Here is a 22,827-nt window from a genome sequence, read left to right as displayed (position 1 = left end):
GGGGGGCCGCCGCGGCGCCCGCAGGGGCCGGAGCAAGCAGTGCCGGGCGCGTCGCCAGGGGCCGCGACCCGCACAGGAGCCGGAGCTCCCCCAGGGGCCGGGTTCGTCCCCACGGGCCGCAACCGGCGCGGGAGCCGGAGCTCCCCCAGGGGCCGGGTTGGTCCCCACGGGCCGGACCCGCACAGGAGCCGGAACGCCCACGGGGGCCGGAGCCGGCAGGGGCGGGGTGTGTCCCCCAGGGGCCGGAGCCGGCAGGAGCCGGGGCCCCGGGGGCCGGGTTCGTCGGGAAAAGGGGGGTGGGGCGCATGCTGGCCGCCTTCGCAGGGGCGCTGCTGGCGATGCTGGTGCTGCTGGGGGCCGTGGCGGGCCTGGCCGCCTGGCTCGGCCCCTCCCTGCTGCGGCGCCTGTTCAACCGCATGATGGTGGCGGCGCTGAGCGGCCCCCAGGACCGCAACCAGATGCTGCAGTGGATGGTGCTAGCCCGCAACACCGACCCCGAGCAGATGCTGGCCATCATGCGGCGCGCGGAGACGGGCAAGCCCTTCACCCGCCCCTACGGCGCCACCCGGCCGTGGATGCAGTTCGAGCAGCTGGTCTTCGTCCCCGCCCAGATCGGCCGGCTGCCGCGGGGCGAGCCCGACGTGGACACCCGGGTCACCATCGGCCCCCAGGCGGCCCGGCCCCTGCACCTGAAGATCCCCATCCTGATCACCGGTATGGCGTACGGCCTGTCCCTGACCCTGGAAGCCAAGGTGGCGCTGGCCCGGGCGTCGGCCATGGTGGGCACCGCCACCAACTCCGGGGAGAGCGGCTTCCTGGCCGACGAGCGCCGCCACGCGAAGCACTACATCGTCCAGTACAACCGCGGCGGCTGGAACATCCGGCCCGAGCAGCTGCGCCAGGCGGACGCCATCGAGATCCAGTTCGGCCAGGGCGCCGACGCCAGCGCCCAGGAGTCGACCCCCTGGGACATGCTGGACGAACCGGTCCGGCGGCACCTGGGCCTGCGCCCCGGCGAGGACGCGGTGATCCACACCCGCTTTCCCCAGGTGGCCTCGCCGGACGACCTGGCCCGGCTGGTCGAGGAGCTGCGCCGGATGACGGGTGGCGTGCCCATCGGCGTCAAGCTCTGCGCTGGCGACCTGGAGGCCGACCTGCGGGCGGCGGTGGCGGCGGGAGTCGACTTCATCAGCATCGACGGGGCCAAGGGCAGCACGGGCAAGGGGTACCTCTTCACCATCAACGACTTCGGCCTGCCGGTCGTCTACGCGATTCCCGAGGCGGACCGCATCCTGCGGGAGCTGGGGGTGCGGGACCGGATCACGCTGATCGCCTCGGGGGGCCTCCGGGACGGGGCGGACTTCCTCAAGGCCATGGCCCTGGGCGCCGACGCCTGCTACGTGGGCACGGCGATCCTGCTGGCCATGGTGCAGGCACAGATGGTGCGCCTCATGCCCTACGCGCCGCCCTACGAGCTCTTCATCGCCAAGGGCCGCTACACCCACCTGTTCGACGGGGAGCAGGCGGCGATCCAGGCGGCCAACTACCTCAAGGCGTGCGTGCAGGAGATGGTGGAAGCGGCCCGTGCCCTGGGCCACGTCCGCCTGGCCGGCGTGGGCAAGGGCGACCTGCGGGCCCTGACCCGGGAGGTGGCGGAGATCACCGGGGTGCCCCTGGCGTACCACCCCCGGACCGCGGGGCTCAGCCGGTTGCGGGGAACGCCCGCGCTGGTCGAACCGGCCGTGGACGGCCGGCCCCTGGGAGCGGGGGCGGCCCGGGAGCCTGCGCCGGCGCGGGGCCCGCGGGCGCCCGTGGCGCCGGGCCCAGCGGCCGGCGCCCACCCAGAGCCTGCACACCAGGGTCGAGGAGGCAACAATTCATGACTTCCCGGCGGATGACCGTGGCCGACTACGTGGCTACCGAGCTGGCGGAATGGGATATCCCCTGCCTGTTCGGCGTGCCGGGGGACTCCATCATCCCGCTGCTCGAAGCGGTCCGGCAGAACCGCCGCCCCCGCTTTGTGGCCGCCCGCCACGAAGGGGCGGCGGCGATCATGGCAGCGGCCTACGCCAAGCTGAGCGGACAGATGGCCGCCTGCTGCAGCGACGCCGGACCCGGCGCCGTGCAGATGCTGAACGGCGTGTACGATGCCGCCATGGACCGGGTGCCGCTGCTGGCCATCACCGGCGGCCTGCCCACGGCGAAGACGGCCACCCACTGGCCCCAGGACGCCAACCTGGACCTGGTCTACGCCGGCGCCACGGTCTTCAACCACACCCTGGCGGCGGCCGGCCAGGCGACCCGCATCCTGCCCGCGGCCCTGCGGGCGGCCTGGGAGCGCTCGGGCCCGGCCCGGGTGGGGCTGCCCGTGGACCTGCAGCGGGAAGAGCTGGCCGATGCGAAGCCCACCGGCAAGCCGGGTTACCTGAAGGCCGAACCGGCTCCTGACCAGCGGGAGATCGACGCGGCCCTGCACCTCTTGCGCACGGCCATGAAGCCGGTGATCCTGGCGGGCCGGGGCGCGCGGGCTGCCCGGGAAGCCCTGCTGGCCCTGGCTGAGGCCCTGGATGCTCCCATCGTGTCGACCCTGCCGGGACTTGGGGCCGTGCCTGCCGAGCACCGCCACTACTGCGGTGTGCTGGGGGAGGCGGGCACCCAGGCCGCGGCGGACGTGCTGGGCGCGGCCGACGTGGCGCTGGTGGTGGGTTCGACCTGGTGGCAGCCGGCCTTCGTGCCCCGGGGGCTCAAGGTGATCCAGGTCGACATCCGGCGCGCCCACCTGGGCATGACCTTACCCGTTGAGGTGGCCCTGGCCGGCCCGGCGGAGACGGTGGTCTCCGCCTTGCGGGACGGGATCAAGCCCCGGGCGCGGGAGAGCTGGCACGCCTTCTGGGAGCGGGCCCGGGCGACCTGGCACGCGGAGCTCCAGGAAGCCGATGCGGCGGCCCAGGGCCGGGGCGCGGGTCCCGGAACCCGGGCGGGCGGGCGCGGTGGGGCCGCAGGCCGTGGCGGCCGGGCGGGGGAGGGTGTGCACCCGGCGGCGCTGATGACCGTCCTCTCCGGGGTCGTCGATCCCGAGGCGGTGATCTGCGTCGACACCGGCCAGCACACCTACTGGTTCGGCCGCTACTTCTTCCCCGACCGGCAGATGGTGCTGGTGTCCGGCCACTGGCGGACGGTGGGGTTCGCCCTGCCGGCCGCCATCGGCGCGGCCCTGGCCGCCCCGCGCCGGCCGGTGGTGGCCCTAGCCGGGGACGGCGGGCTGGGCATGACCTTGATGGAGTTCACCACGGCGGTGCGGGAGCGGCTGCCCATCGTGGTGATCTGCTGCAACGACGGCCGCTTCGCGGAAGAGGAGGAGCTCCAGGACCGGGCGGGGGTCGAGCCCTTCGGCACCCGGTTCGTCAATCCGGACTTCGCCGCCTTCGCCGAGGCCGCCGGGGCCGTAGGGATCAGGGTGGAACGGGCGCGGGACCTGGAAACGGCCCTGGAACGGGCCCTGCGGGTCGACGGCCCCGTGCTGGTGGACGTGCGGGTGGCCCAGGTCACCTACCCGCGGCCCGAACCCGTGGCGCACCGGGATCCCTGGGCGGCGCGGACCGAGACGGAGACCCGGGAGGCGGCCACGGGGACGGCTTCGGACGAGATCGGCCGGTATGGCGATCCACGGCAGGGGGAGCGGACGTCGAGGGCACCGCAACCGCCGGCCGGGAGCCCACCAAGCCGGCGATGGTGGAGCCGGGGCCGGCATCGGGATCGGGACCGCGACCGGGTGCCCGAACGGGTGTGAACGGGCGTACGGCCCGAATGGATGGCCGTGCGCAGCCGGCGCCGGTCGCGTTCCTCTTGGCGCGGTGCCGCCCGCAGCCCGTGGTACGGCGTGAGGCTAGCCTATGGCGCGGTGCAGCCGGATGTAGCCGCCGGCGACGACGGCGCCCAGCACCGCAACGCCGATCAGGCCCACGACCAGGGGGGATGCGGGCCCCCGCGGCGCCTGGGCGTCCATGGCCGCCGCCTCGTGGATCCTGGCGCTCACGTCCTCCAGCGTGGCGGCCTGACCGTCGGTCATGCCAAGGTGGTCCCCCAGACTGACGATCAGGCTCCTCTGGCCGTCGCTGCCAGCCAGGCCGATGACGAGGGGCGGATCGTCGATGTAGCGCACGTCGGCCGTGAGCCCGTTCTCGGCCAGGACGGCCGTTGCCTTGGCCAGGCGGCATAGGAAGTCCGCATTCGTGGCGGTGCCGCCGTTGCCGGCAGTCTCGGCGGAACCGTCGTAGCCGACGCCCACGATCACCCACTGGCCGCCCTGGCGCTGCACCTCGGCGATCCCCAGCGGCCGTCCAGGTCAATGACGAACCGGTACACGTCCTGGGCTTCCGTGAGCGCATCCAGGGTGGTGGCCACACCGCCTTGCCGGGCGAATCGGCTGATGCGGTGGAGGCGAACGCCGTCGTCGAGGAAATAGCGGGTAGGATCGCCGACTCCATGAGCGTCGGAGTGGGGATCGGCGGCCAGGGAACCCACCCAGCGGGGCAGATCGTTCCGTGCCGCCTGCTCCACCTCGGGCGGAACCCCGGTCACCGTTTCGGCGGCGGCCGCCTCAGGGCACGCGACGACGACAGCGAGCACTGCAGCCAATACTACGGCGCGAGTTCTTAGGCGAGACGCACCCAGCGCTCGCATACGAACACCACCCATCGGGGTCTGACACTGGCTACCAATCCTTTGGCTCGCCAACCGCCTTCCCCTTCTCAGCCCCACGCTTTTGAGTCTAGGGCCAGGAAGCCATTGACAATGACCTACGTCAATAGTACTATGGCCTAAAATGCATACCCTATGTAGATCGGTTCCATCTCTTACACAATGCCCTTTGACAACTGAATACGGCGGATTACTTTCCTCCCGACACCGCTTCTTCGTGTTGCGTGTGGCTAGATGGTATCGACATCGGTAGCGGCTGGGTGATCGTGGACGGTGACGGACCTGGGGCCGTCATCAGGACGCTCACCCCGCCAAGGAGGGGGATCATGGCGGCGGTCGCTGAGCGCACGCGAGAGGAACACCCCCTGGAGCAGCAGCTCATGGAACGGCTCGCGGATCCCCGCACAATGGAGCTACTTCTGCGGCTGCTCGATAAGCTAGACCAACTGGTTTTCCTCCTGGAAATGGTCGAGCAATTCCTGCGCCGCGGGCCGGAGATCGCTGATTCCATCAACGAAACGATCATCACGTTAAGGAAGAACCTCGGCGCCGGACAGGCGCGGGCACCGTGGGAAGACCTTTCCAGCGCCCTGTCTGGGGTCAAAGAGGTCATCGAATCGCCGCAGGTCCAGGCCCTGTTCAGGTCCGCCGTCCTGGACACCCGTTCGGTGGCGGTGGTGGGCCATATGGCCCGGGCCATGGTCGAGGCGTCAGAACAGGTCTCCCGGGCGGAGACCAAGCGCGTCGGCCTGGTCGGTTTGTTGCGCGCGCTGGGAGACGCTGACGTGCAGCCGGCCCTCCAGTTCGCCCTCGCCTTTGCCCAGAGCTTCTCGCGGGAACTGGCCGAGCGGGGGAATGGCGCCCAGGGGAATGGCCTGCAGGGAAACGGCGCGCAAAGACATGGCGCCCAGAGGAATGGCGCGCGGCTACTCTGACCGATGCACGAGCTGTCCATCGCCCAGAACCTGGTCGAGCTGGCGGCGGAAGAGGCCCGGCGCCGGGGCTTGACGCGGGTCCGCGCCGTACACGTGCGCCTGGGCGTTCTGGCGGGCGTGGTCAAGGATGCCCTTTTGTTCTGTTTCGACATCGTTACCGCCGGTACCCCCCTGGAAGGTGCGCGGCTCGCCATCGAAGAGGTCCCGGTCGAAATCTTCTGCCCGCGTTGCCGGCAGCCCCGCCGGTTACCCGAGCCCCTGCCCATGGCGTGCCCTGAGTGCGGGACGCGAACTGCGGAGATCGTCCACGGACGGGAACTGGAGCTGTTCGCCTTGGAGGGAGAGGAGGGGGAAGGGCTTGGCGCCCCGGATCGTTGAGCTCCGGCAAAACGTGCTCAAGAAGAACGATATCCTGGCCCGGGAACTGCGGGAGCGGTTCCGGCAGGCCGGTGTCTACACGGTCAACCTGGTGTCCAGCCCCGGAGCGGGCAAGACCACCCTGCTGAGGGAGACGCTGATCCGCCTGCGGGACCGGTATCGCGTGGCGGCGCTGGTCGGCGACCTGGCCACCGACAACGACGGCCGGCGCCTGCAGGAGAGCGGGGCGCCCGTCCGGCAGATCACCACCGGCACGGTGTGCCACCTGGAGGCCGAGATGGTCGGCCGGGCACTGGAGGGCTGGGATCTCGCCGAGCTGGACTTCCTCTTCATCGAGAACGTAGGCAACCTGGTCTGCCCGGCCAGCTACGACCTGGGCGAGAGCCTGCGGGTGGTCCTCTTCTCGGTCGCGGAAGGCGAAGACAAGCCTCTGAAATACCCCACCATCGTCCTGGGTGCCGACCTGGTCATCGTGACCAAGGTCGACCTGGCCGAGGCGGTAGGCTTCGACCGGCACGCCTTCTACGAGGCGCTGCAACAGGTGCGGCCCGACCTTCCCGTTCTGGAGGTTTCCGCACGGACGGGCGCCGGCATGGCGGAATGGCTCTCCCGGCTGGAAGAACACGCTCCTGCCGGCCGCACGCCGGCGGCGGTTCCGGGCGCGCCGGGGGGCGAAGAGGGCGGGCGCCCCTGAGGGGGCCCCTGGCACATGCCCCTGGGGAATGTCGCTGATGGGAGGAGACTGGACCCGGCGAGCCTCCTCGCCGGGCGGCACGAGGCAGGTACGGAGGTGGTTGGGAGTGGCCAACCTCGTCTGGCTGCACGGCGGGGCGTGCAACGGCAACACCCAGTCGTTCCTCAACGCCGAGGAGCCGACGGTCGTCGACCTGGTCACGGACTTCGGCATCCGCATCCTCTATCACCACTCCATCTCCATGGAGTTCGGCGAGGAAGCGCGCCGGGTCCTGGAAGCGGTCCTGCGGGAAGAGATCCCGCTGGACATCCTGGTCTTCGAGGGAACGGTCATCCAGGGGCCCAACGGTACAGGCCGTTACAACACGTTCATGGGCCGTCCCATGAAGGACTGGCTGCGGGAGATGGCCGGGGTCGCCCAGTACGTGGTGGCCGTCGGGGACTGCGCCTGCTGGGGAGGCATCCCCGCGACGCCGCCCAACCCCAGCGAGTCCACGGGATTGCAGTTCCACAAAGAGAAGCGGGGCGGGTTCCTGGGCCCTGACTTCCGCTCCCGGGCGGGCCTGCCGGTGATCAACATCCCGGGCTGTCCCGCCCATCCCGACTGGGTGACGCAGATCCTCGTCGCCATCGCCACCGGGCGGGCCCAGGACGTGCTGCTGGACGACCTGCAGCGCCCGCAGACCTTCTTCAAGACCTTCACCCAGACCGGCTGCACCCGCGTCCAGTACTTCGAATGGAAGGAGCCGGTCGAGGAATTCGGCCAGGGCACGCGCAAAGGGTGCCTGTTCTACGAATATGGTTGCCGCGGCCCGCTGACCCACTCGCCCTGCAACCGCATCCTCTGGAACCGGCAGTCGTCCAAGACGCGGGCGGGCATGCCGTGCATCGGCTGCACCGAGCCCCAGTTCCCCTTCTTCGACCTGGCCCCGGGCACCGTGTTCAAGACCCAGAAGGTCTTCGGCGCCATTCCCCGGGAGGTTCCTCAGGGCAGCGATCCTCTCAGCTACTCGCTGCATGCGGCCGTTGCCCGGGCGGCGGCGCCGAAGTGGGCCCGGGAGGAGATGTTCGTGCCTTGATCTTGCCGGGCGCGATCTGCGGTGCGTGATCCGGGTGGGCGAAACCCTCCGCCCACCACCGGGAACCGGGATGGAGGCCGGTGACTGACTGGATCTGACACGAAGGCGGGGGAAAGACATGAGCGCAAACTCCGTGGGTACGCAGGGTGCCAAGATGGATGTGCACGTGCACGCCCTGGGGCGTGTCGAAGGGGACCTGGACGTCCGCGTGGCCATCGAGGACGGCGTGGTGGTGGACGCCTGGACGGAAGCCACCATGTTCCGCGGGTTCGAGATCATATTAAAAGGAAAGGACCCGCAGGCCGGCCTGATCGTGACCCCGCGCATTTGCGGGATTTGCGGTGGCAGCCACCTGTACAAGGCCGTCTACGCCCTGGACACCGCCTGGCAGACCGAGGTGCCGCCCAACGCGACCTTGATCCGCAACATCGCCCAGGCCTGCGAGACGCTGCAAAGCATCCCGCGCTGGTTCTACGCCCTGTTCGCCATCGGCCTGACGCACCGAAACTATTCCCGCGCCAAGTTGTATGAAGAAGTGGCCCGCCGGTGGGCTCCCTTCACCGGGACCAGCTACGAGGTCGGCGTGGTTACGTCCGCCAAGCCCGTGGAGATCTACGCCATTTTCGGCGGCCAGTGGCCCCACTCCAGCTTTATGGTCCCGGGGGGTGTGATGTGCGGCCCCACGCTGTCGGACATCACGCGTTCCATCTCGATCCTGGAGTATTACCGGGAGACGTGGCTGGAAGGGGTCTGGCTGGGCTGCTCCGTGGACCGCTGGCTGGAGAACGAGACCTGGGACGACGTGTTGCGCTGGCTGGATGAGAAGCCCCAGCACCGGGACTCGGACCTGGGCCTCTTCATCCGCTACTGCCTGGAGATCGGCCTGGACAAGTACGGCGCCGGCCCGGGGCGGTACCTGGCCATGGGCACCTACTTCCATCCTGAGAAGTACCGGTACCCGAACATCGAGGGGCGCAACGCGGCGCTGATCTCCCGGGCGGGCGTATACGACGGCGAGGACTTCCACGACTTCGAACAGGCGCGGGTGCGGGAGGACCACACCCACTCCTTCTTCCGGGGCAGCGCCTCGTTGCACCCCTTCGAAGGGGTGACGGAGCCCGTCGATCCGGCGGAGGGCAAGAAGCAGGACAAGTACACGTGGGCGAAGGCACCGCGGTACATGCTACCCGGGGGCGAGGAGGTTTCGCTGGAAGCGGGCCCCCTGGCTCGCCAGGTGATCGCGGGCCGGCCGGGCGCCGAGCCGTGGCAGGATTACGATCCCCTGTTCCTCAACATCGTGCGGGAACTCGGCCCCAGCGTCATGGTCCGCGTGCTGGCCCGTATGCACGAGGCGGCCAAGTACTACCGGCTGGTGCGCCAGTGGCTGTCCCAGGTGGACTTGAACGAGAAGTTCTACATCAAGCCGCAGGAGCTGCCAGAGGGGCGCGGTTTCGGCGCCACGGAGGCGGCGCGAGGAGCCCTGGCCGACTGGATTCAGATCAAGGACGGCAAGATCGAGAACTATCAGGTGATCACCCCGACGGCCTGGAACATCGGGCCCCGCGACCGCCACGGCAACCGCGGTCCCATCGAGACGGCGATGATCGGCGCCACGGTACTCAATCCGGAGGATCCCGTGGAACTGGCTCACATCGCCCAGAGCTACGACTCCTGCCTGGTGTGCACCGTTCATGCGTACGATGCCCGGACGCACAAGGAACTGGCCCGCTTCACGGTGGGACCCGGTGCGCCCTGAGCCCGCCCGGGGGGGCAGGGGCGCTGGCGCCGGTGAGGCAGGGGGTGTCCGGGCGTGACGGTGATCATCGGTTGCGGCAACTTGCTCCGGAGCGACGACGGGGTCGGCCCGCTGCTGATCCGCCGCCTGTGGGAACTGGGACCGCCCCCCGGCGTGCGCCTGGCGGACGGCGGCACCGCGGGGATGGACGTCGCTTTTCAGATCGACGGGGCGACGGAGCTGATCATCGTCGACGCCTGCCGCACCGGCGCCCCGCCGGGCACCATCTTCGAGGTGCCGGGCGAGGAAGTGGAAACACCGCCGCTCACGGCCATCAACTTGCACGACTTCCGGTGGGACCACGCCATCGCCTTCGGGCGGTGGCTGCTGAAAGACCGCTTCCCGCGGAAGGTGACGGTGTTCCTCATCGAAGCGGCGAGCCTCGAGCCCGGGATGGGGCTCTCCCCGGCGGTCCAGGAGGCCATGGAACGCCTGGCGGCCGATCTCGTGCGGCGCCTCGGGAGAGATGAGCGTGTGGGTTGAGATCACGGACGGCGGGTATCTCCACCTGCCGGCGGAGGCGGCCGGCAGGTTTCCGGCGGGCACGGCCATTGTCCTGGTGAGGCGGGGGGAGTTGTGGCTCCTGCCGGTCAGCCATCCGGGAGCCGGCGGGCTGCTCTTGAAGTGGCGCAATGCCCGCGGTGACCGCAGCGTCCTGGTCCGGGAGTTCCTGCCGGAAGGGACGCCGCCCGGGCCGCGGCAGGCTTTCTGGGACGACGAGGCGGGGGCCCTGCGCATTCCCCTCGCCGGACGCGAGCCGGGGAGCGGGACGCCGGTGAAACCGGCCGCGGGCCGCGTTGCCGGCGCCCAGCCTCCCCGCCGCTAGCCTGCCGTGAGGAAGGTGGGACGGGTCCGTGTTGCGACCGCAGCCCATCGGCGTTTTCCCGGGGGTGGCGGGGCTGCTGGTCCTGCCTCCCGTTCCGCGGGGCGAGGAACTGGTGGCCGGGATGCTGCGGGGGTGGCTGCCCCAGCCGTGGCCCGCCGGGTGGGAGTTCTTCGCCCGGGCCCTGGCGGGTGAGGACGGCGACGCCCTAATCCGGCGGCTGCCGGAAGGCCCGGAAGGCATCTTCAACCGGTTCGTCCTCCGGCCGGAACCGGAGGTCTACGCCTGGGCCGGGGAGCGTCTGGGTCCGGAGTGGCTGCCTCTACTGGACGCCGTGGCCTGGCGGGTGGGGCTGTGCCCCGCGCCGCCCGATCCCGAGGGCGCCGACGGCGAGCTGGCGGCCTTCCTCCTGGCCACCCAGGCCTACGCCGCCCTGCAGCGGGGCGACCGGGCCGCCGGGCTGGAGCGGCTCCGGACGGCGGCGGGCGCCGCGGAGGAGGTCTCGCCCGTGCTGGCGGCACGCCTCTATGCCGAGTGGGCGGCATTGTGCCACGTGGAGGCGGGCCGGGAGGACGAGGCCATTGAGGGCTATCGCAGGGCGATCCGGCTCTTGGAGGATTCCGACTTCCCCGAGGTCAGGGCGGAACTCTGGTTCCAATTGGGTTCCGCCTACCAGGGGCTGGCCGGCGGCAGGAAGGGACCGTTGCTGGAAGCGGCCCGATGCTACCAGGAGGCGCTCAAGGTCTTCCGGCGGGACACCCACCCGGAGGCCTACGCCATGGCCCAGATGAACCTCGCCCTGGCCTACCTGGCGATGCCGCCGGAGGACCGCGCGGCACGCTTGCGCGCGGCAGTAGCCGTGCAGGCCCTGCGGGAGGCACTGCGGGTGTTTCAGCGGGACACCCATCCCGAGCTCTGGGCAAGCGCGACCCTGAACCTGGCCAACGCCCTGCAGCACGTGCCGAGCGCCCATCCGGCAAACAACCTGCGGGAGGCGGTGGCGCTCTACGACCAGGTCCTGGCCGTGCGGCGGCCCGGGGAAGACCCCCTGGGTTATGCCCGGGTGCTGGCCAACCAGGGGAACGCGCTGGCTCATCTGGGCCACCTGGCCCAGGCGGAGCCGCGCCTGCAGGAGGCACGCCGCCTGTTCCAGGAGCACGGGGACACCGGGGCGGCCGCGGCCGTGGAGGCGGTCCTGGAGGACATCGGGCGGTTGCGGAGGCGGCAGGCCACGCCGGCACCCGCGGAAGAAGGGGGTGGGATGACCCGTGGAACCCCATGAACGCCAGTACGTGGACATGCTTCTGGCCATGGCCGTCGACCGTTTCAGCGAGCGCATCATCCAGCGCAACGGGGGCGTGGCTCCCGCCCTGCAACGGTTGCGCGCCGATCCCCATGGGGAGGGGATCTGGCTGGGACGGTTCGTCGAAGCCTTCTTCCGGGACTGCCTGCTGGACACGCCGGGCGGGGCGTGTCTGGTGCTCCAAGCGCTGGCTGACCGGCGTTGGGACGGCGAGGAAGACCTTCCCATCGGGGCAAGCGTCGGCGAGATTCTCCAGTACATGGCCAGGAGGGTCTTCGAGAACCTCCTCCAGACAAAGACCGAAGAAGTCCTCGAACGAGGGCTGGCTTTCGGGGGTGATTGACCATCGCGCTCCCCCAGCAGCAGACGCGCAGGGAAGACAGCATTGGGCAAGGCGCGGCCGGACACGGCTCTGCCGAAGGCGACTTCGAGTCCCTGGCCGCTGCCGTCGACCGTGCCCTGGCGGCCATCCGGGAGTTGCCGGACGAGGCCCGCCAGAAGGCGATGGAGCTCAAGGAAGCCATCGAGGCCTTTCACCGGCACGCCCTCCGCCGGCTCGTTCGGGTGTTGCGGGCCACGGAGGCCGGCAAGGAGCTGCTCTTCCGGGTTGTGGAAGATCCGGCGATCTACGCCCTGTTCCACTTGCACGGCATCGTGCGGCCCGACCTGACGGCGCGGGTGGCCGCCGCCCTGGAAGAGGTGCGCCCGTACATGCGCTCTCACGGCGGCGATGTGGACCTGGTCAAGGTGGAGGGCGATGTCGTTTACGTCCGGCTACACGGTGCGTGTGCCGGCTGCTCCCTCTCTGCCCGGACCCTGCGAGACGGGGTGGAGGAAGTTGTCAAGGCCCGGGTACCCGAGGTCCGGGAGATCGTGGTGGTGGGAGCCGAGCCGGTGGCGGGCTTCGTGGGGCCGCAGTCCGGGGTGCTCGAAGAGAAGGGATGGGTGGAAGGGCCGCCGGTGACGAACCTGGCGGAGGGCAAGCCCGTCCGGTTCCGGGCGGGCGAGCACGACGTGCTGCTGGTGCGCCTGGGGTCCCGGGTCATGGCCTTCCGCAACCAGTGTCCCCACATGGGCATGCCCCTGGAGGAGGGCACCGTGGACGGGACCGTGATCACGTGCCCGTGGCACGGTTTCCGCTTCGACCTGACGACGGGAGAGTGCCTGACCGCTCCCCACGTGCAGTTGGAACCGTTCCCGGTGCGGGTGGAGGGGCAGCGGGTATGGGTGCGCCCGCACTGACGGCGGAGCCCGTGTGCTGGTTGGGAGCGCCGGCGCCGGGCGGCCTTGCCCTGCCGCCGGCCCGCCCCAGCAGGGTGGCCCTCTACGCTCCCCGGGGCGTGTACCTGGACGACCGGGTGCTGGTCGTGGCGGACACCGGCAATCACCGGGTCCTCATCTGGCACGACCTGCCGGAGGTCGACCACCAGCCCGCGGACGTGGTGCTGGGGCACGGGGATTTCGAAACGGAGGGGCCCGGCCTGCTCCACCTTCCCACGGCCGTGGCGGTGGTGGAAGGCTGCCTGGTGGTGGCCGACGCATGGCATCACCGCCTCCTGGTATGGGACGGCCTGCCCGAAGACAGCGGGTGCCCGCCGGACGCGGTGATCGGCCAATCCGACTTGGACGGTACCGCTCCCAACGGCGGTGGCGCGACGCCGGCCTCGGGATTGCGTTGGCCCTACGGGTTCGCCTTCGTCGATGGGTGGTTCTACGTGGCCGACACTGGAAATCGCCGCGTGTTGGGATGGCGGGCAATTCCCGAGGGCCTGCGGCCCCCGGACCTCGTGCTCGGCCAGCCTGATGCGGCTAGCGGCGAGGAGAACCGGGGCCGGGGCGTGGGCCCGGATAGCTTCCGGTGGCCCCATGCCCTGGCCGGCGACGGTATCACTCTCTATGTGGCCGACGCCGGCAATCACCGGGTGCTGGGGTTCACACCGCCGCCGGTGGCGGATCGCGCGGCGAACCTGGTCCTGGGCCAGGAAGATTTCGACCGGGCCTTCGAACTCCCGGACATCCCCCAGGGGCCGCGCCGCCTCCGGTTTCCTTACGGCGTGGCCCTGTGCGCCGGGTACCTAGCGGTGGCCGACACCGCCAACAACCGGGTGCTCCTCTTCCCCGGCCCCCCGCGGCGGGGCGCGTACCTTGCCGCGACCCACGTCATCGGGCAGGCCGATTTCGAAGGCTCGGGCGAGAACCGCTGGCAGGTGGTGGGCCGGGACACGCTCTGCTGGCCTTACGGCCTCTGGGGCCACGGTGACCTGCTGGCCATCGCCGACTCCGGCAACAACCGGGTCGTGCTCTGGCGGCTGGCTGCGTGTGAGGAGGGCGCCACCTGTTGACGGGATTACCCCGTCCCCGGGGGAGGGGGAGCCGGGTGACGGCGGAAACGGGCGAGGACGGGGGCGGCGACAACGGGGAAAGACGAGGAAACACGGGGAAAGGAGAGGGAGAGCGGCCATGTGCCTGGCGATTCCGGGGCGGATCGTCCAGCTGCTGGAGGACGAGCCCCACTACGCCGTGGTGGACGTGTCGGGGGTACGGCGCAAGATCAACGTGGACCTGCTGCGGCAGGAGGGGCTGCAACCTGATGACTGGGTACTGATCCACGTGGGCTTTGCCATGAGCAAGATCAGCGAGGAACAGGCCCGGGACCAGTTGCGCCTCCTGGCCATGCTGGGCGAGGCCGAGGAAGCCCTGCAGGAGGTCCGGGGCTACGCCTTCGGCGGCACGGGCGGCCCTGCGCCCGGTGCGGCCGGGCAAGGAGCGGGGGCCTCATGACGGTGGAGACCAACGGGAGGCCGCCGGACGTGTGCACCCCGGGGGAGGCGGGCACCTGCATCACCTGCGGCGACGTGGCGGTGCCGGTACGGGTGGTGGAGGTGTGCGGCGCCGAGGCCCTTGTCGAGGATGAAGCGGGCCGTCGGGAGACCGTGGCCGTCGACTTCGTCCCGGACTCCCGCGCGGGTGACATCCTCCTGGTCCACGCCGGGATCGCCATCGGGCGCGCCAGCAAGCCGGAGGGGAAGGTGGAGGGGGACCGGTGAAGTACGTCGACGAGTTTCGTGACCCGGAGCTGATCCGGAAGACGGCGGATGAGATTCGCCGCATTGTGGACCCCAATCGCCACTATCGCATCATGGAGGTCTGCGGCGGGCACACCTTCTCCATCTACCGTTTCGGGTTGCAGAACCTGCTGCCCGACAACATCGAGCTGGTCCACGGGCCGGGCTGCCCCGTTTGCGTGCTGCCCATGGGGCGGATGGACGACGGGCTCGCCATCGCCGAGCGGCCGGAGGTCATCTTCACCGCTTTCGGGGACGTTATGCGGGTGCCCGGCCGGCGGGGGACGCCCCTGGAGTTGAAAGCCCGCGGAGCCGACATCCGCATGGTGTACTCGCCCCTTGACGCGCTCAAGCTGGCGCTGGACAACCCCGATCGCCAGGTAGTCTTTTTCGCCATCGGCTTCGAGACTACGGCCCCGTCGACGGCCCTGACCCTGCTCCGGGCCCGGTCACTGGGCGTGCGCAACCTTACCGTCTTTTCGAACCACGTCCTTATCCTGCCGGCCATCCGCGCCATCCTGGAGTCTCCCGACATGCGCCTGGATGGTTTCATCGGGCCGGGCCACGTATCCACTGTCATCGGTGCCCGGCCCTACGAGTTCATTCCCAAGCAGTACGGCAAGCCCGTGGTCATCTCGGGCTTCGAGCCCCTTGACTTGCTACAATCCATCCTCATGCTGCTCCGGCAACTGCGTGAGGGCCGGGCCGAGGTGGAGAACCAGTACGCCCGCGCCGTGCCCTGGGAGGGCAACCGGGCGGCGCTGCAGGCCATGGCCGAGGTGTTTGAGGTGCGCCCCTTCTTCGAGTGGCGCGGCCTGGGGTTCATCTCCCAGTCGGCCCTCAAGCTGCGGCCGGAGTTCGCCGAATGGGACGCCGAAGTCCGCTTCGGTGTACAGGGCGTGCGCGTCACCGATCCCAAGGCGGCCCAGTGCGGCGAGGTGCTAAAGGGCGTCCTTAAACCCCATCAGTGCAAGCTCTTCGGCAAGGAGTGCACGCCGGAGCACCCGGTCGGCGCGTTGATGGTGTCGTCGGAAGGGGCGTGCGCCGCCTACTACCATCATGTCTACCTCCGCCAGGCGGTGGGTGGCTGAAATGAGCGACCGCGGACGCGAGTCCTGCCGCCGGCGGCCGGGCCGTCCCGGCCCGCTGAGGCGCATCGCGAAGTGCGCGCAGGTGCGGGCCCATAAGGAGGTATCGTGATGGACGGCTGGGCGTTGCTGGGCCTGGCGCTATTCCTCGGGGTGCGCCATGCCCTGGAGCCAGACCATGTGGTGGCCGTATCAACCCTGGCCGCCGAAGAACGGCGCCTGCGACCGGCGGCCTGGCTCGGATTCGTCTGGGGGATGGGGCACCTCCTTCCCGTGGCGACCGTGGGGCTGCCGCTGGTGGTCTTCCGCCTGCAACTCCCGGCGCGCTTCGAACATCTCACGGAGGCGGGCGTGGGTGTGCTCCTGATCGTCCTGGGGCTGGTTACCTTGCGGCGCCTGGCCCGCAGCGGCGTGCACTTCGCCACCCACCGGCACGAGGAGATCACCCATGGCCACTTCCACCGGCCCGGCCACCGGCACCCGTTCCGGATGGGGCAGAACCGCCAGCGCGTCACCTTCGCCTTCGGGGTGGCGCACGGGCTCGGGGGCAGCGGGGCGGCGGCCGTGATGGCCCTGCAGGCGTCACCGGACCCGGGCGGTGCCGTGCTCTGGCTGCTCCTGTTCGGTGCTGGCACGCTGCTCGGCATGTTCCTTATGACCCTCTGCGTGGCCGCGCCGGCGGTGGCGGTTACTTCTCGCCGGTTGTTCCTGCACGCCGCCGTACGCGCCGCCGCCGCCCTGGCCAGCCTCGCCTGGGGTGGGTTCATACTCTGGTCCTTGCTGCCGGACCTGCTGGCGTGAGGGAACTCCGGACGTCAACAGTCATGGAAGAAGAGAGGCGAGGAACCGCCATGGAGACCACCAGGGTGCGCTTTCAGGACCCTCGGATCGAGCTGGCCCACGGGGCCGGGGGCAAGGCCAGCCGGCGGCTGATCGAGGGCCTACTGGTCCCCTACCTGGCTAACGAAGCCCTGGCCGAACTGGGGGACGCGGCGTACGTGGAAATCCCCGGCACTCAGGGCTTGCGCCTGGCCCTGACGGGGGACAGCTTCGTCGTAAAACCCCTGCGGTTTCCGGGGGGCTCCATCGGCGCTCTGTCGGTCCACGGCACCGTGAACGACCTGGCCGTGGCCGGCGCCCGGCCGCTGGCACTGGTGGCCACGTGGATCGTGGAAGCGGGGCTACCCACGGACGTTCTCGAGCAGGAAGTCGAGGCCATGGCGGAAGCGGCCCGGAACGCCGGCGTGGACGTGGTGGGCGGGGACACCAAGGTGGTGGAGCACGGGAAGGCCGACGGGCTCTACATCACCACCGCCGGAATCGGTGTGGTGGACCCCCGCGTCACCCTTTCCGCCGCGTCCGTCCGGCCGGGGGATCAGATCCTGCTCTCCGGGCCCATCGGCGACCACGGCATCACGGTGTTGCTGGCGCGCGGCGAGCTGGACCTGGAGGCGGACCTGGTCTCCGACACCCGGCCGCTGTGGCCGCTGGTGGCCGCCATGATCGAGACGGCGGGCCCCGGCATCCGCTGGATGCGGGACCCCACCCGGGGCGGCGTGGCCACGGCACTGAACGAGCTGGCACGGCAGGCCCGGGTGGCGGTGATGTTGGACGAGGAGGCGATCCCCGTGCGGCCCGCGGTGCGGGGCGCCTGCGAGATCCTGGGGCTCGACCCGCTGCACATCGCCAATGAGGGGCAGTTCGTGGCCGTGGTGGCACCCGAGCACGCGGAGGCTGCCCTGGAAGCCCTGCAGGGCATGCCGGGCGGGGAGGACGCGGCCCGCATCGGCGAGATCGGCTCGGACCCCGCCGGCGTGGTCCTGGCCCGCTCGTCGTTCGGGGGAACGCGCGTGGTGGACATGCTGGTGGGCGACCCCTTGCCACGTATTTGCTAGTGGCGGGCCGGAGGGGTGGTCATGACACCCTCGGAACGGTGGGTAAGGGAACGCCTGCTGTACCGCAAGGAGGTGTCGGCACGGTTCTTCCCGTGCGAGGCCGAACAGCTGGCCCTCGCCTGCCGCGAGATGGCGGGCCGCTTCCTCGCCGGCGGGCGCCTGCTGGCTGCAGGGCGGGGCGTCTACGCCACCGACGCCCAGCATGTGGCGGTGGAGTTCGTCCACCCGGTGATCGTAGGCAAGCGGGCGCTGCCGGCCGTGGACGTGTCGACGGTGTTGCCGGCGGGCTTCGGGGCCCTCCTGCGCCCGGAGGACATGGTGATGGCATTCGGGCCTCCGGAGGGCGACCCGGAGGTGGCGGGCGTGCTGGCGCGGGCGCGCCAGCAGGGGGCCTTCTGCTTCGCCCTGCCCGCCCTGCCGGGGCCGGAGCACCGCGGCCAGGATGCAAGCGGCTACGGGGTGGCGCCGCCCGATCCCGACCCCTTCGTCCACCAGGAAATGCTGGAGATCCTCTATCACACCCTGTGGGAAACGGTGCATGTGTTCTTCGAGCACCGGGACGCCTCCACGGGGGGCGATGCCGGCGCGGCGGGGTTCCTCTACCCCTTCCTGTCGGCGCGGGGGCAGGACACATCGGCCGTGGTGGGAGAGGTGGCGGCCTCCATCACGGCCAAGGCGGAGGATACCGCCCGCCTGCGGGCCGAGGTGGCGGAGGCCGAGGCCGACGCCATCGCCCGGGCCGTCCGGACCCTGGCGGAGCGCCTGGAGCTTGGGGGCCAGCTGATCCTGCTGGGCAACGGCGGCTCGGCCACCGACGCCAACGACTGGGCCCTGGACATGACCCTCCCGCCCCGGGGGTGGCGCCCGCTGCCCGCCGTCTCCCTGGCCATGGATCCCGCCATCCTCTCGGCCCTGGCCAACGACGTGGGGGCGGAGGTCATCTTCCTGCGCCAGGTCATTGCCCACGCCCGCCCCGGGGATGTGGTGGCGGCCATCTCGACCAGTGGCAACTCACGGAACATCGTCCTCGCCCTGGAGGAGGCGCGGAAGCGCGGGCTGTTCACGCTGGCGCTCTTGGGATACGACGGGGGCGAGGTGGTGCGGCGCGGGCTGGCGGACATCGCCATCGTGGTGCCGTCGGACTACGTTCCTCGCATCCAGGAAGTCCATGCATCCATCTACCACGTGATCCGCGAGGGACTGGCGGTGGTGACCGGCGATGCTTGAACTCTACGGAACCCGCACGTGTCCCTACACCCGGGAGCTCCGGGAGGAGTTGTGGTTTCGCGGCCAGGAGTTCCGCGAGTACGACGTGGAGGCAGATCCCGACGCCTTCCGGCGCCTGGTGGCCCTGACGGGGGGCCGGGCGGTTCCCGTCCTGGCCGAGGACGGGCGGGTCGTGCAGGTGGGGTACCAGGGACGAACCTGCCTTGCCACCCCGCCGGCCCCGCCGGCGGGCGGAACCGGCGACGGGTTGCCCGGTTGACCCGGCCCGGGCCCGCACCGGAGGGTATCCCGGCACCGGCGCCGGCACCGGAACCGGTCCTTCACGGCACGGGAGGAAGGGCGGGGACAGGCGATGAGGGCGGCGTGGCGCATCCGCGTGAGGGGAGTGGTCCAGGGGGTCGGCTTTCGCCCCTTCGTCTATCGACTGGCGGAGCGGTGGGGGATCTCCGGCTGGGTCCTCAACGGCATGGAAGGTGTGGTCATCCACGCCGAGGGGGAGCCGGGCGCGCTGGAAGGCTTCGTCGCCGACCTCAAGGAACGGCCGCCGGCGGCGGCGCGGGTGACCGCGGTGGAGGTCCGGGACGTGCCGCCGGAAGGCCATGAGGCCTTCGTCATCCGGGCCAGCGCCACCGGCGACCGCCCCACGGCCCGCATCCCCCCGGACATGGCCACCTGCCCGGCGTGCCTGGAGGAACTGTTCGACCCCCGCGACCCCCGCTACCTGTATCCCTACATTAACTGTACCGACTGCGGGCCGCGGTACACGGTCATCGAGGGGCTGCCCTACGACCGCTGCCGCACCACCATGCGCGCCTGGGAGATGTGCCCGATGTGTGCCGCGGAGTATTCCGACCCCCGGCATCGGCGCTTCCATGCACAGCCCATCGCCTGCCCCCGTTGCGGGCCCCACTACTTCCTCCTGGGTGCGGGTGAGCCGGTCCACGGCGACCGGGAGGCCATCGCCCGCGCCGCCAGCCTTCTCCGGGAGGGGTGGATCCTGGCCGTCAAGGGGCTGGGCGGGTATCACCTGGCCTGCGACGCGGAGAACGACCGGGCCGTGAGGGCGCTGCGGGAGCGGAAGCGGCGGGAGGACAAGCCCTTCGCCCTGATGGTGCGGGACCTGGAAACCGCCCGGGCGGTGGTGGAACTGTCACCTGAGGCGGAAGAACTGCTGGCGTCGCCGGCACGCCCCATCGTGCTGGCCCCGGCCCGGCGGGAACTGCCCGGCGTGGCACCCGGCAACCGGGATCTGGGCGTCATGCTCCCCTACGCGCCTCTCCACCACCTGCTCTTCCACTTCGGCGCACCGCCGGTGCTGGTGATGACCAGCGCCAACCGTTCCAGCGAGCCCACCGTGTACGAGGACGACGACGCCCGCCAACGCCTGCGCGACATCGCCGACGCCTTCCTGATCGGCGAGCGTCCCATCGCCCGGTACGTGGACGATTCCGTCACCCGCGCCGGGCCCTTCGGCCCCATGGTGATCCGCCGCGGGCGCGGCTACGCGCCGCTGCCCGTCGCCTCCCTTCCGGCCGGAGCGCCCGTCCTGGCCCTGGGGGCCGATCTCAAGAACACGGTCACCCTGGTCGTGGCGGGCCAGGCCATCATGAGCCAGCACATCGGGGACCTGGAGCACTATGAGGCGTACCGGGCCTTCGAGCGGGCGGTGGACGACCTCCTCCGCATGTACGAGGTGGCGGTGGAAGAGGCGGTGGTCGCCTTCGACCTGCACCCCGACTACCGTTCCTCTGCCTTCGCCCGCTCCCTGCCGGCCCGCGCCCATCAAGGGGTGCAGCACCACCGGGCCCACGTCGCCGCCGTGCTGGCGGAGCGGGGTGCGATGCGGCGGCGGGTGGTGGGCGTGGCCTTCGACGGCACCGGCTACGGGGACGACGGGGCCATCTGGGGCGGCGAGTTCTTCGTGGGCAGCCTGGAAGAAGGGCTCCGCCGGGCCGGTCACCTGCGGTACGCCGTCCTGCCCGGTGGCGACGCTGCGGCTCGCTTTCCCGCCCAGGCCGCCGCGGGGTTCTTCGTGGATCTGCCCGGCCTGGCCGCGGAGGCTCGGAAGCGCCTGGCCCTTCCCGAGCGCTTCGCCATGGCGTGGAAGCTGGTGGAGAAGGGGGTGCGGGTCTTCCCCACCACGTCGGCCGGGCGCCTGTTCGACGCCGTGGCCGCCCTGGTGGGCTTCGCCGGCGGCATCACCTTCGAGGGGCAGGCGGCCATCTGGCTCGAACACCTGGCCCGGGGCGCGGCGCCGGCCGGCGCCTATCCGATGCCCTGGGACGGGCGGGAGCTGGACTTCCGCCCCCTGTTGCAGGCGGTGGTCGAAGACCGCCTGCGCGGGCGGGACCCGGCCGTCATCGCGCGGGCATTCCACCGCGGCCTGGCCAAGGGCATCTACCGGGCGGCGGTGGCCCTGGCGGAGGTCCACGGGATCGACGTCGTGGTCCTGTCAGGGGGCGTGTTCCAGAACCAGTTGCTCCTATCCGATCTGAAGGACTTGTTCGCGGCTTCCACCCTGGAAGTCTGGACGGGGCACCAGGTACCGGTTAATGACGGCGGCATCAGCCTGGGACAGGCAGCCTTGGTGGCGGTGGGGACCGCTCAATGAGGGGGGAAAGCGTCTGGTGGGTGGGCACGGAGCCGGTTCTCGTGGGAGGAAGCCCGATGGACAGCTCCTCGTATCTTCTATCGACGGCCTGACTGCCCGCCCGCGGTCCGGCAACCTGGAGGCCGACCTGTGGGCGGCGGTGGCGGCGGGGGTGGACTTAAGTCCCCGCAGCGGCGACCGCGAGGGCAGCGATAGGGGCCGATAGGGTAGTGACACGAGCGACGGCAGTACACCCTCTACGCCAACGCGTGGTGAGGTCCTGCGCGCATGGGGCGGTGGGCATTGTCAGCGCATGGTGGCGACCGCCCATCCCGACGTCACCCCACCTCGAGGCGATGACCGTGGACGGGCTCCGAATCTCGTGACCGGTGCGGCCCGTGGCTGCGGGAGGCCGGTTCGGGAGGGCGGCCGTGTTCACCTGTGCCGGTCCTTCGGGTGGGACGGTCCTAGCCCGACGCCCGCCGGAGCCAGAGGTAGCCGCCGACCCCCACGGCGGCGCCCAGCACCCCCACGCCGGCGAGGGCCGTCGCCAGGGGGTCCGGGGTCGTGGGCGGCGACTTCGCATCCGTGCCGTTCGCATCCGTGCCCGCCGCCTGGTGGATCCGGGCGCTCACGTCGGCCAGGCTCGTGACGTGCCCCTCGGCGAGTCCGAGGTGGTTCCCCAGGCTGATGAACGAGGTGTCCGCACCGTCGCTTCCGGCCAGGCCGGTGAGATACGGCGGATGGTCGACCCACCGCACGTCGGCGGCAAGCCCCCGTTCGGCCAACAAGGCCCGTGCCCTGGCCAAGCGGTCCGCGAAGCCACCCGTGGCGGTGCCGCCGTTGCCGGCGGTCTCGGCGGGACCGTCGTAGCCGACGCCCACGACGGCCCATCGGCCGCCCTGCCGCTGCACCTCGGCGATCCCCACCGGCCGCCCGTCCAGATTGACGACGAACCGGTACACGTCCTGGGCTTCGGTGAACTGGTCCAGGGTCGTGGCCACGCCACCCTGCCGGACGAACCGGCTGAGGCGGTAGAGCCGGTAGCCATCGCCGAGGGAGTAGCGGGCGGGGTCCTCCACGCCGTGGGCGCGGGAGTGGGGATCGCTGGCGAGCACACCCACCCAACGGGCCAGGTCGCTGCGAACCGCCTGTTCCACCTCGGACGGAACCCCCGTCTGCGGGTCTCCCGCCGCCGCGGCCCGCCAGGCGATCGGAAGGCCGAGCACGGCCGCCAACGCCGACGCGATCAGGA

At 70.9% G+C, this 22,827-nt stretch carries 24 protein-coding genes; 21 read left to right on the top strand and 3 right to left on the bottom strand.

Going from position 1 to position 22,827, the window contains the following annotated elements; translation table 11 throughout:
- Nucleotides 1-305 precede the first annotated feature (305 nt).
- Nucleotides 306-1,883 (top strand): FMN-binding glutamate synthase family protein, encoded by a 1,578-nt coding sequence (locus tag DYI95_RS08750; RefSeq protein WP_116900177.1) that lies wholly within the window; start codon nt 306-308, stop codon nt 1,881-1,883.
- Complete coding sequence (locus tag DYI95_RS08745) at nt 1,880-3,790, top strand: thiamine pyrophosphate-binding protein (RefSeq protein WP_116900178.1); 1,911 nt, start codon at nt 1,880-1,882, stop codon at nt 3,788-3,790. The genes DYI95_RS08750 and DYI95_RS08745 overlap by 4 nt, the downstream gene beginning before the upstream one ends.
- A gap of 96 nt (nt 3,791-3,886) precedes the next feature.
- Here the strand turns inward: DYI95_RS08745 and DYI95_RS12685 are convergent, their stop codons facing one another.
- Complete coding sequence (locus DYI95_RS12685; RefSeq protein ID WP_243149713.1) at nt 3,887-4,318, bottom strand: hypothetical protein; 432 nt, start codon at nt 4,316-4,318, stop codon at nt 3,887-3,889.
- A complete protein-coding gene (locus DYI95_RS12680) occupies nt 4,291-4,581 on the bottom strand; it encodes a hypothetical protein (protein WP_243149712.1) in 291 nt (96 codons plus the stop codon). Before DYI95_RS12680 ends, DYI95_RS12685 begins: the two co-directional genes overlap by 28 nt.
- 446 nt (nt 4,582-5,027) lie before the next feature.
- Here DYI95_RS12680 and DYI95_RS08735 point away from each other — a divergent pair, with 446 nt between their 5' ends.
- The 19 genes from DYI95_RS08735 (at nt 5,028) to hypF (ending at nt 21,593) form a co-directional block, all read left to right on the top strand.
- On the top strand, nt 5,028-5,636 hold the full coding sequence (locus DYI95_RS08735) for a DUF1641 domain-containing protein (protein WP_116900179.1): 609 nt from the start codon (nt 5,028-5,030) through the stop codon (nt 5,634-5,636).
- A 3-nt stretch (nt 5,637-5,639) separates the two neighbouring features.
- On the top strand, nt 5,640-6,014 hold the full coding sequence (gene hypA / locus DYI95_RS08730; RefSeq protein WP_116900180.1) for a hydrogenase maturation nickel metallochaperone HypA: 375 nt from the start codon (nt 5,640-5,642) through the stop codon (nt 6,012-6,014).
- The gene (hypB, locus tag DYI95_RS08725) at nt 5,995-6,708 is read left to right on the top strand and encodes a hydrogenase nickel incorporation protein HypB (protein WP_116900181.1); all 714 of its coding nucleotides are present in this window, start codon (nt 5,995-5,997) and stop codon (nt 6,706-6,708) included. The genes hypA and hypB overlap by 20 nt, the downstream gene beginning before the upstream one ends.
- Before the next feature lie 106 nt (nt 6,709-6,814).
- Nucleotides 6,815-7,786: a hydrogenase small subunit gene (locus DYI95_RS08720; protein ID WP_116900182.1), complete on the top strand. Its 972-nt coding sequence runs from the start codon at nt 6,815-6,817 to the stop codon at nt 7,784-7,786.
- Between the two features lie 118 nt (nt 7,787-7,904).
- Nucleotides 7,905-9,542 (top strand): nickel-dependent hydrogenase large subunit, encoded by a 1,638-nt coding sequence (locus DYI95_RS08715; RefSeq protein ID WP_116900183.1) that lies wholly within the window; start codon nt 7,905-7,907, stop codon nt 9,540-9,542.
- Between the two features lie 54 nt (nt 9,543-9,596).
- A complete protein-coding gene (locus tag DYI95_RS08710; RefSeq protein WP_116900184.1) occupies nt 9,597-10,064 on the top strand; it encodes a hydrogenase maturation protease in 468 nt (155 codons plus the stop codon).
- A complete protein-coding gene (locus tag DYI95_RS08705; protein WP_203530611.1) occupies nt 10,054-10,407 on the top strand; it encodes a hypothetical protein in 354 nt (117 codons plus the stop codon). Before DYI95_RS08710 ends, DYI95_RS08705 begins: the two co-directional genes overlap by 11 nt.
- A gap of 28 nt (nt 10,408-10,435) precedes the next feature.
- Complete coding sequence (locus tag DYI95_RS08700) at nt 10,436-11,686, top strand: tetratricopeptide repeat protein (RefSeq protein WP_203530609.1); 1,251 nt, start codon at nt 10,436-10,438, stop codon at nt 11,684-11,686.
- Complete coding sequence (locus tag DYI95_RS08695; protein WP_116900186.1) at nt 11,673-12,050, top strand: hypothetical protein; 378 nt, start codon at nt 11,673-11,675, stop codon at nt 12,048-12,050. Before DYI95_RS08700 ends, DYI95_RS08695 begins: the two co-directional genes overlap by 14 nt.
- On the top strand, nt 12,047-12,949 hold the full coding sequence (locus DYI95_RS08690; protein ID WP_203530608.1) for a NifU family protein: 903 nt from the start codon (nt 12,047-12,049) through the stop codon (nt 12,947-12,949). Before DYI95_RS08695 ends, DYI95_RS08690 begins: the two co-directional genes overlap by 4 nt.
- The gene (locus DYI95_RS08685; protein ID WP_116900187.1) at nt 12,931-14,049 is read left to right on the top strand and encodes an NHL repeat-containing protein; all 1,119 of its coding nucleotides are present in this window, start codon (nt 12,931-12,933) and stop codon (nt 14,047-14,049) included. The genes DYI95_RS08690 and DYI95_RS08685 overlap by 19 nt, the downstream gene beginning before the upstream one ends.
- A gap of 118 nt (nt 14,050-14,167) precedes the next feature.
- Nucleotides 14,168-14,488 carry a HypC/HybG/HupF family hydrogenase formation chaperone gene (locus DYI95_RS08680; RefSeq protein ID WP_116900188.1) on the top strand — a complete coding sequence of 107 codons (321 nt, stop codon included), beginning with the start codon at nt 14,168-14,170 and terminating at the stop codon, nt 14,486-14,488.
- Complete coding sequence (locus tag DYI95_RS08675; protein ID WP_116900189.1) at nt 14,485-14,754, top strand: HypC/HybG/HupF family hydrogenase formation chaperone; 270 nt, start codon at nt 14,485-14,487, stop codon at nt 14,752-14,754. The genes DYI95_RS08680 and DYI95_RS08675 overlap by 4 nt, the downstream gene beginning before the upstream one ends.
- Nucleotides 14,751-15,863: a hydrogenase formation protein HypD gene (gene hypD, locus DYI95_RS08670; RefSeq protein WP_116900190.1), complete on the top strand. Its 1,113-nt coding sequence runs from the start codon at nt 14,751-14,753 to the stop codon at nt 15,861-15,863. Before DYI95_RS08675 ends, hypD begins: the two co-directional genes overlap by 4 nt.
- 108 nt (nt 15,864-15,971) lie before the next feature.
- A complete protein-coding gene (locus DYI95_RS08665; RefSeq protein ID WP_116900191.1) occupies nt 15,972-16,661 on the top strand; it encodes a hypothetical protein in 690 nt (229 codons plus the stop codon).
- Between the two features lie 50 nt (nt 16,662-16,711).
- Nucleotides 16,712-17,755 carry a hydrogenase expression/formation protein HypE gene (hypE, locus tag DYI95_RS08660; protein WP_116900192.1) on the top strand — a complete coding sequence of 348 codons (1,044 nt, stop codon included), beginning with the start codon at nt 16,712-16,714 and terminating at the stop codon, nt 17,753-17,755.
- Nucleotides 17,756-17,776: 21 nt separating this feature from the next.
- On the top strand, nt 17,777-18,982 hold the full coding sequence (locus DYI95_RS13115; RefSeq protein WP_116900193.1) for an SIS domain-containing protein: 1,206 nt from the start codon (nt 17,777-17,779) through the stop codon (nt 18,980-18,982).
- Nucleotides 18,975-19,241 (top strand): glutaredoxin family protein, encoded by a 267-nt coding sequence (locus DYI95_RS08650; protein ID WP_116900194.1) that lies wholly within the window; start codon nt 18,975-18,977, stop codon nt 19,239-19,241. Before DYI95_RS13115 ends, DYI95_RS08650 begins: the two co-directional genes overlap by 8 nt.
- Before the next feature lie 93 nt (nt 19,242-19,334).
- On the top strand, nt 19,335-21,593 hold the full coding sequence (hypF, locus tag DYI95_RS08645) for a carbamoyltransferase HypF (RefSeq protein WP_116900195.1): 2,259 nt from the start codon (nt 19,335-19,337) through the stop codon (nt 21,591-21,593).
- A gap of 446 nt (nt 21,594-22,039) precedes the next feature.
- On the opposite strand, the gene DYI95_RS08640 is transcribed toward hypF, so the two are convergent.
- Nucleotides 22,040-22,801, bottom strand: a complete 762-nt coding sequence (locus DYI95_RS08640) for a hypothetical protein (RefSeq protein WP_243149710.1) — start codon at nt 22,799-22,801, stop codon at nt 22,040-22,042.
- Nucleotides 22,802-22,827 lie beyond the last annotated feature (26 nt).

This window comes from Thermaerobacter sp. PB12/4term, assembly GCF_003403315.2.
Classification (GTDB): domain Bacteria; phylum Bacillota; class Sulfobacillia; order Thermaerobacterales; family Thermaerobacteraceae; genus Thermaerobacter.
This window is presented reverse-complemented; position numbering and strand designations above follow the sequence as displayed.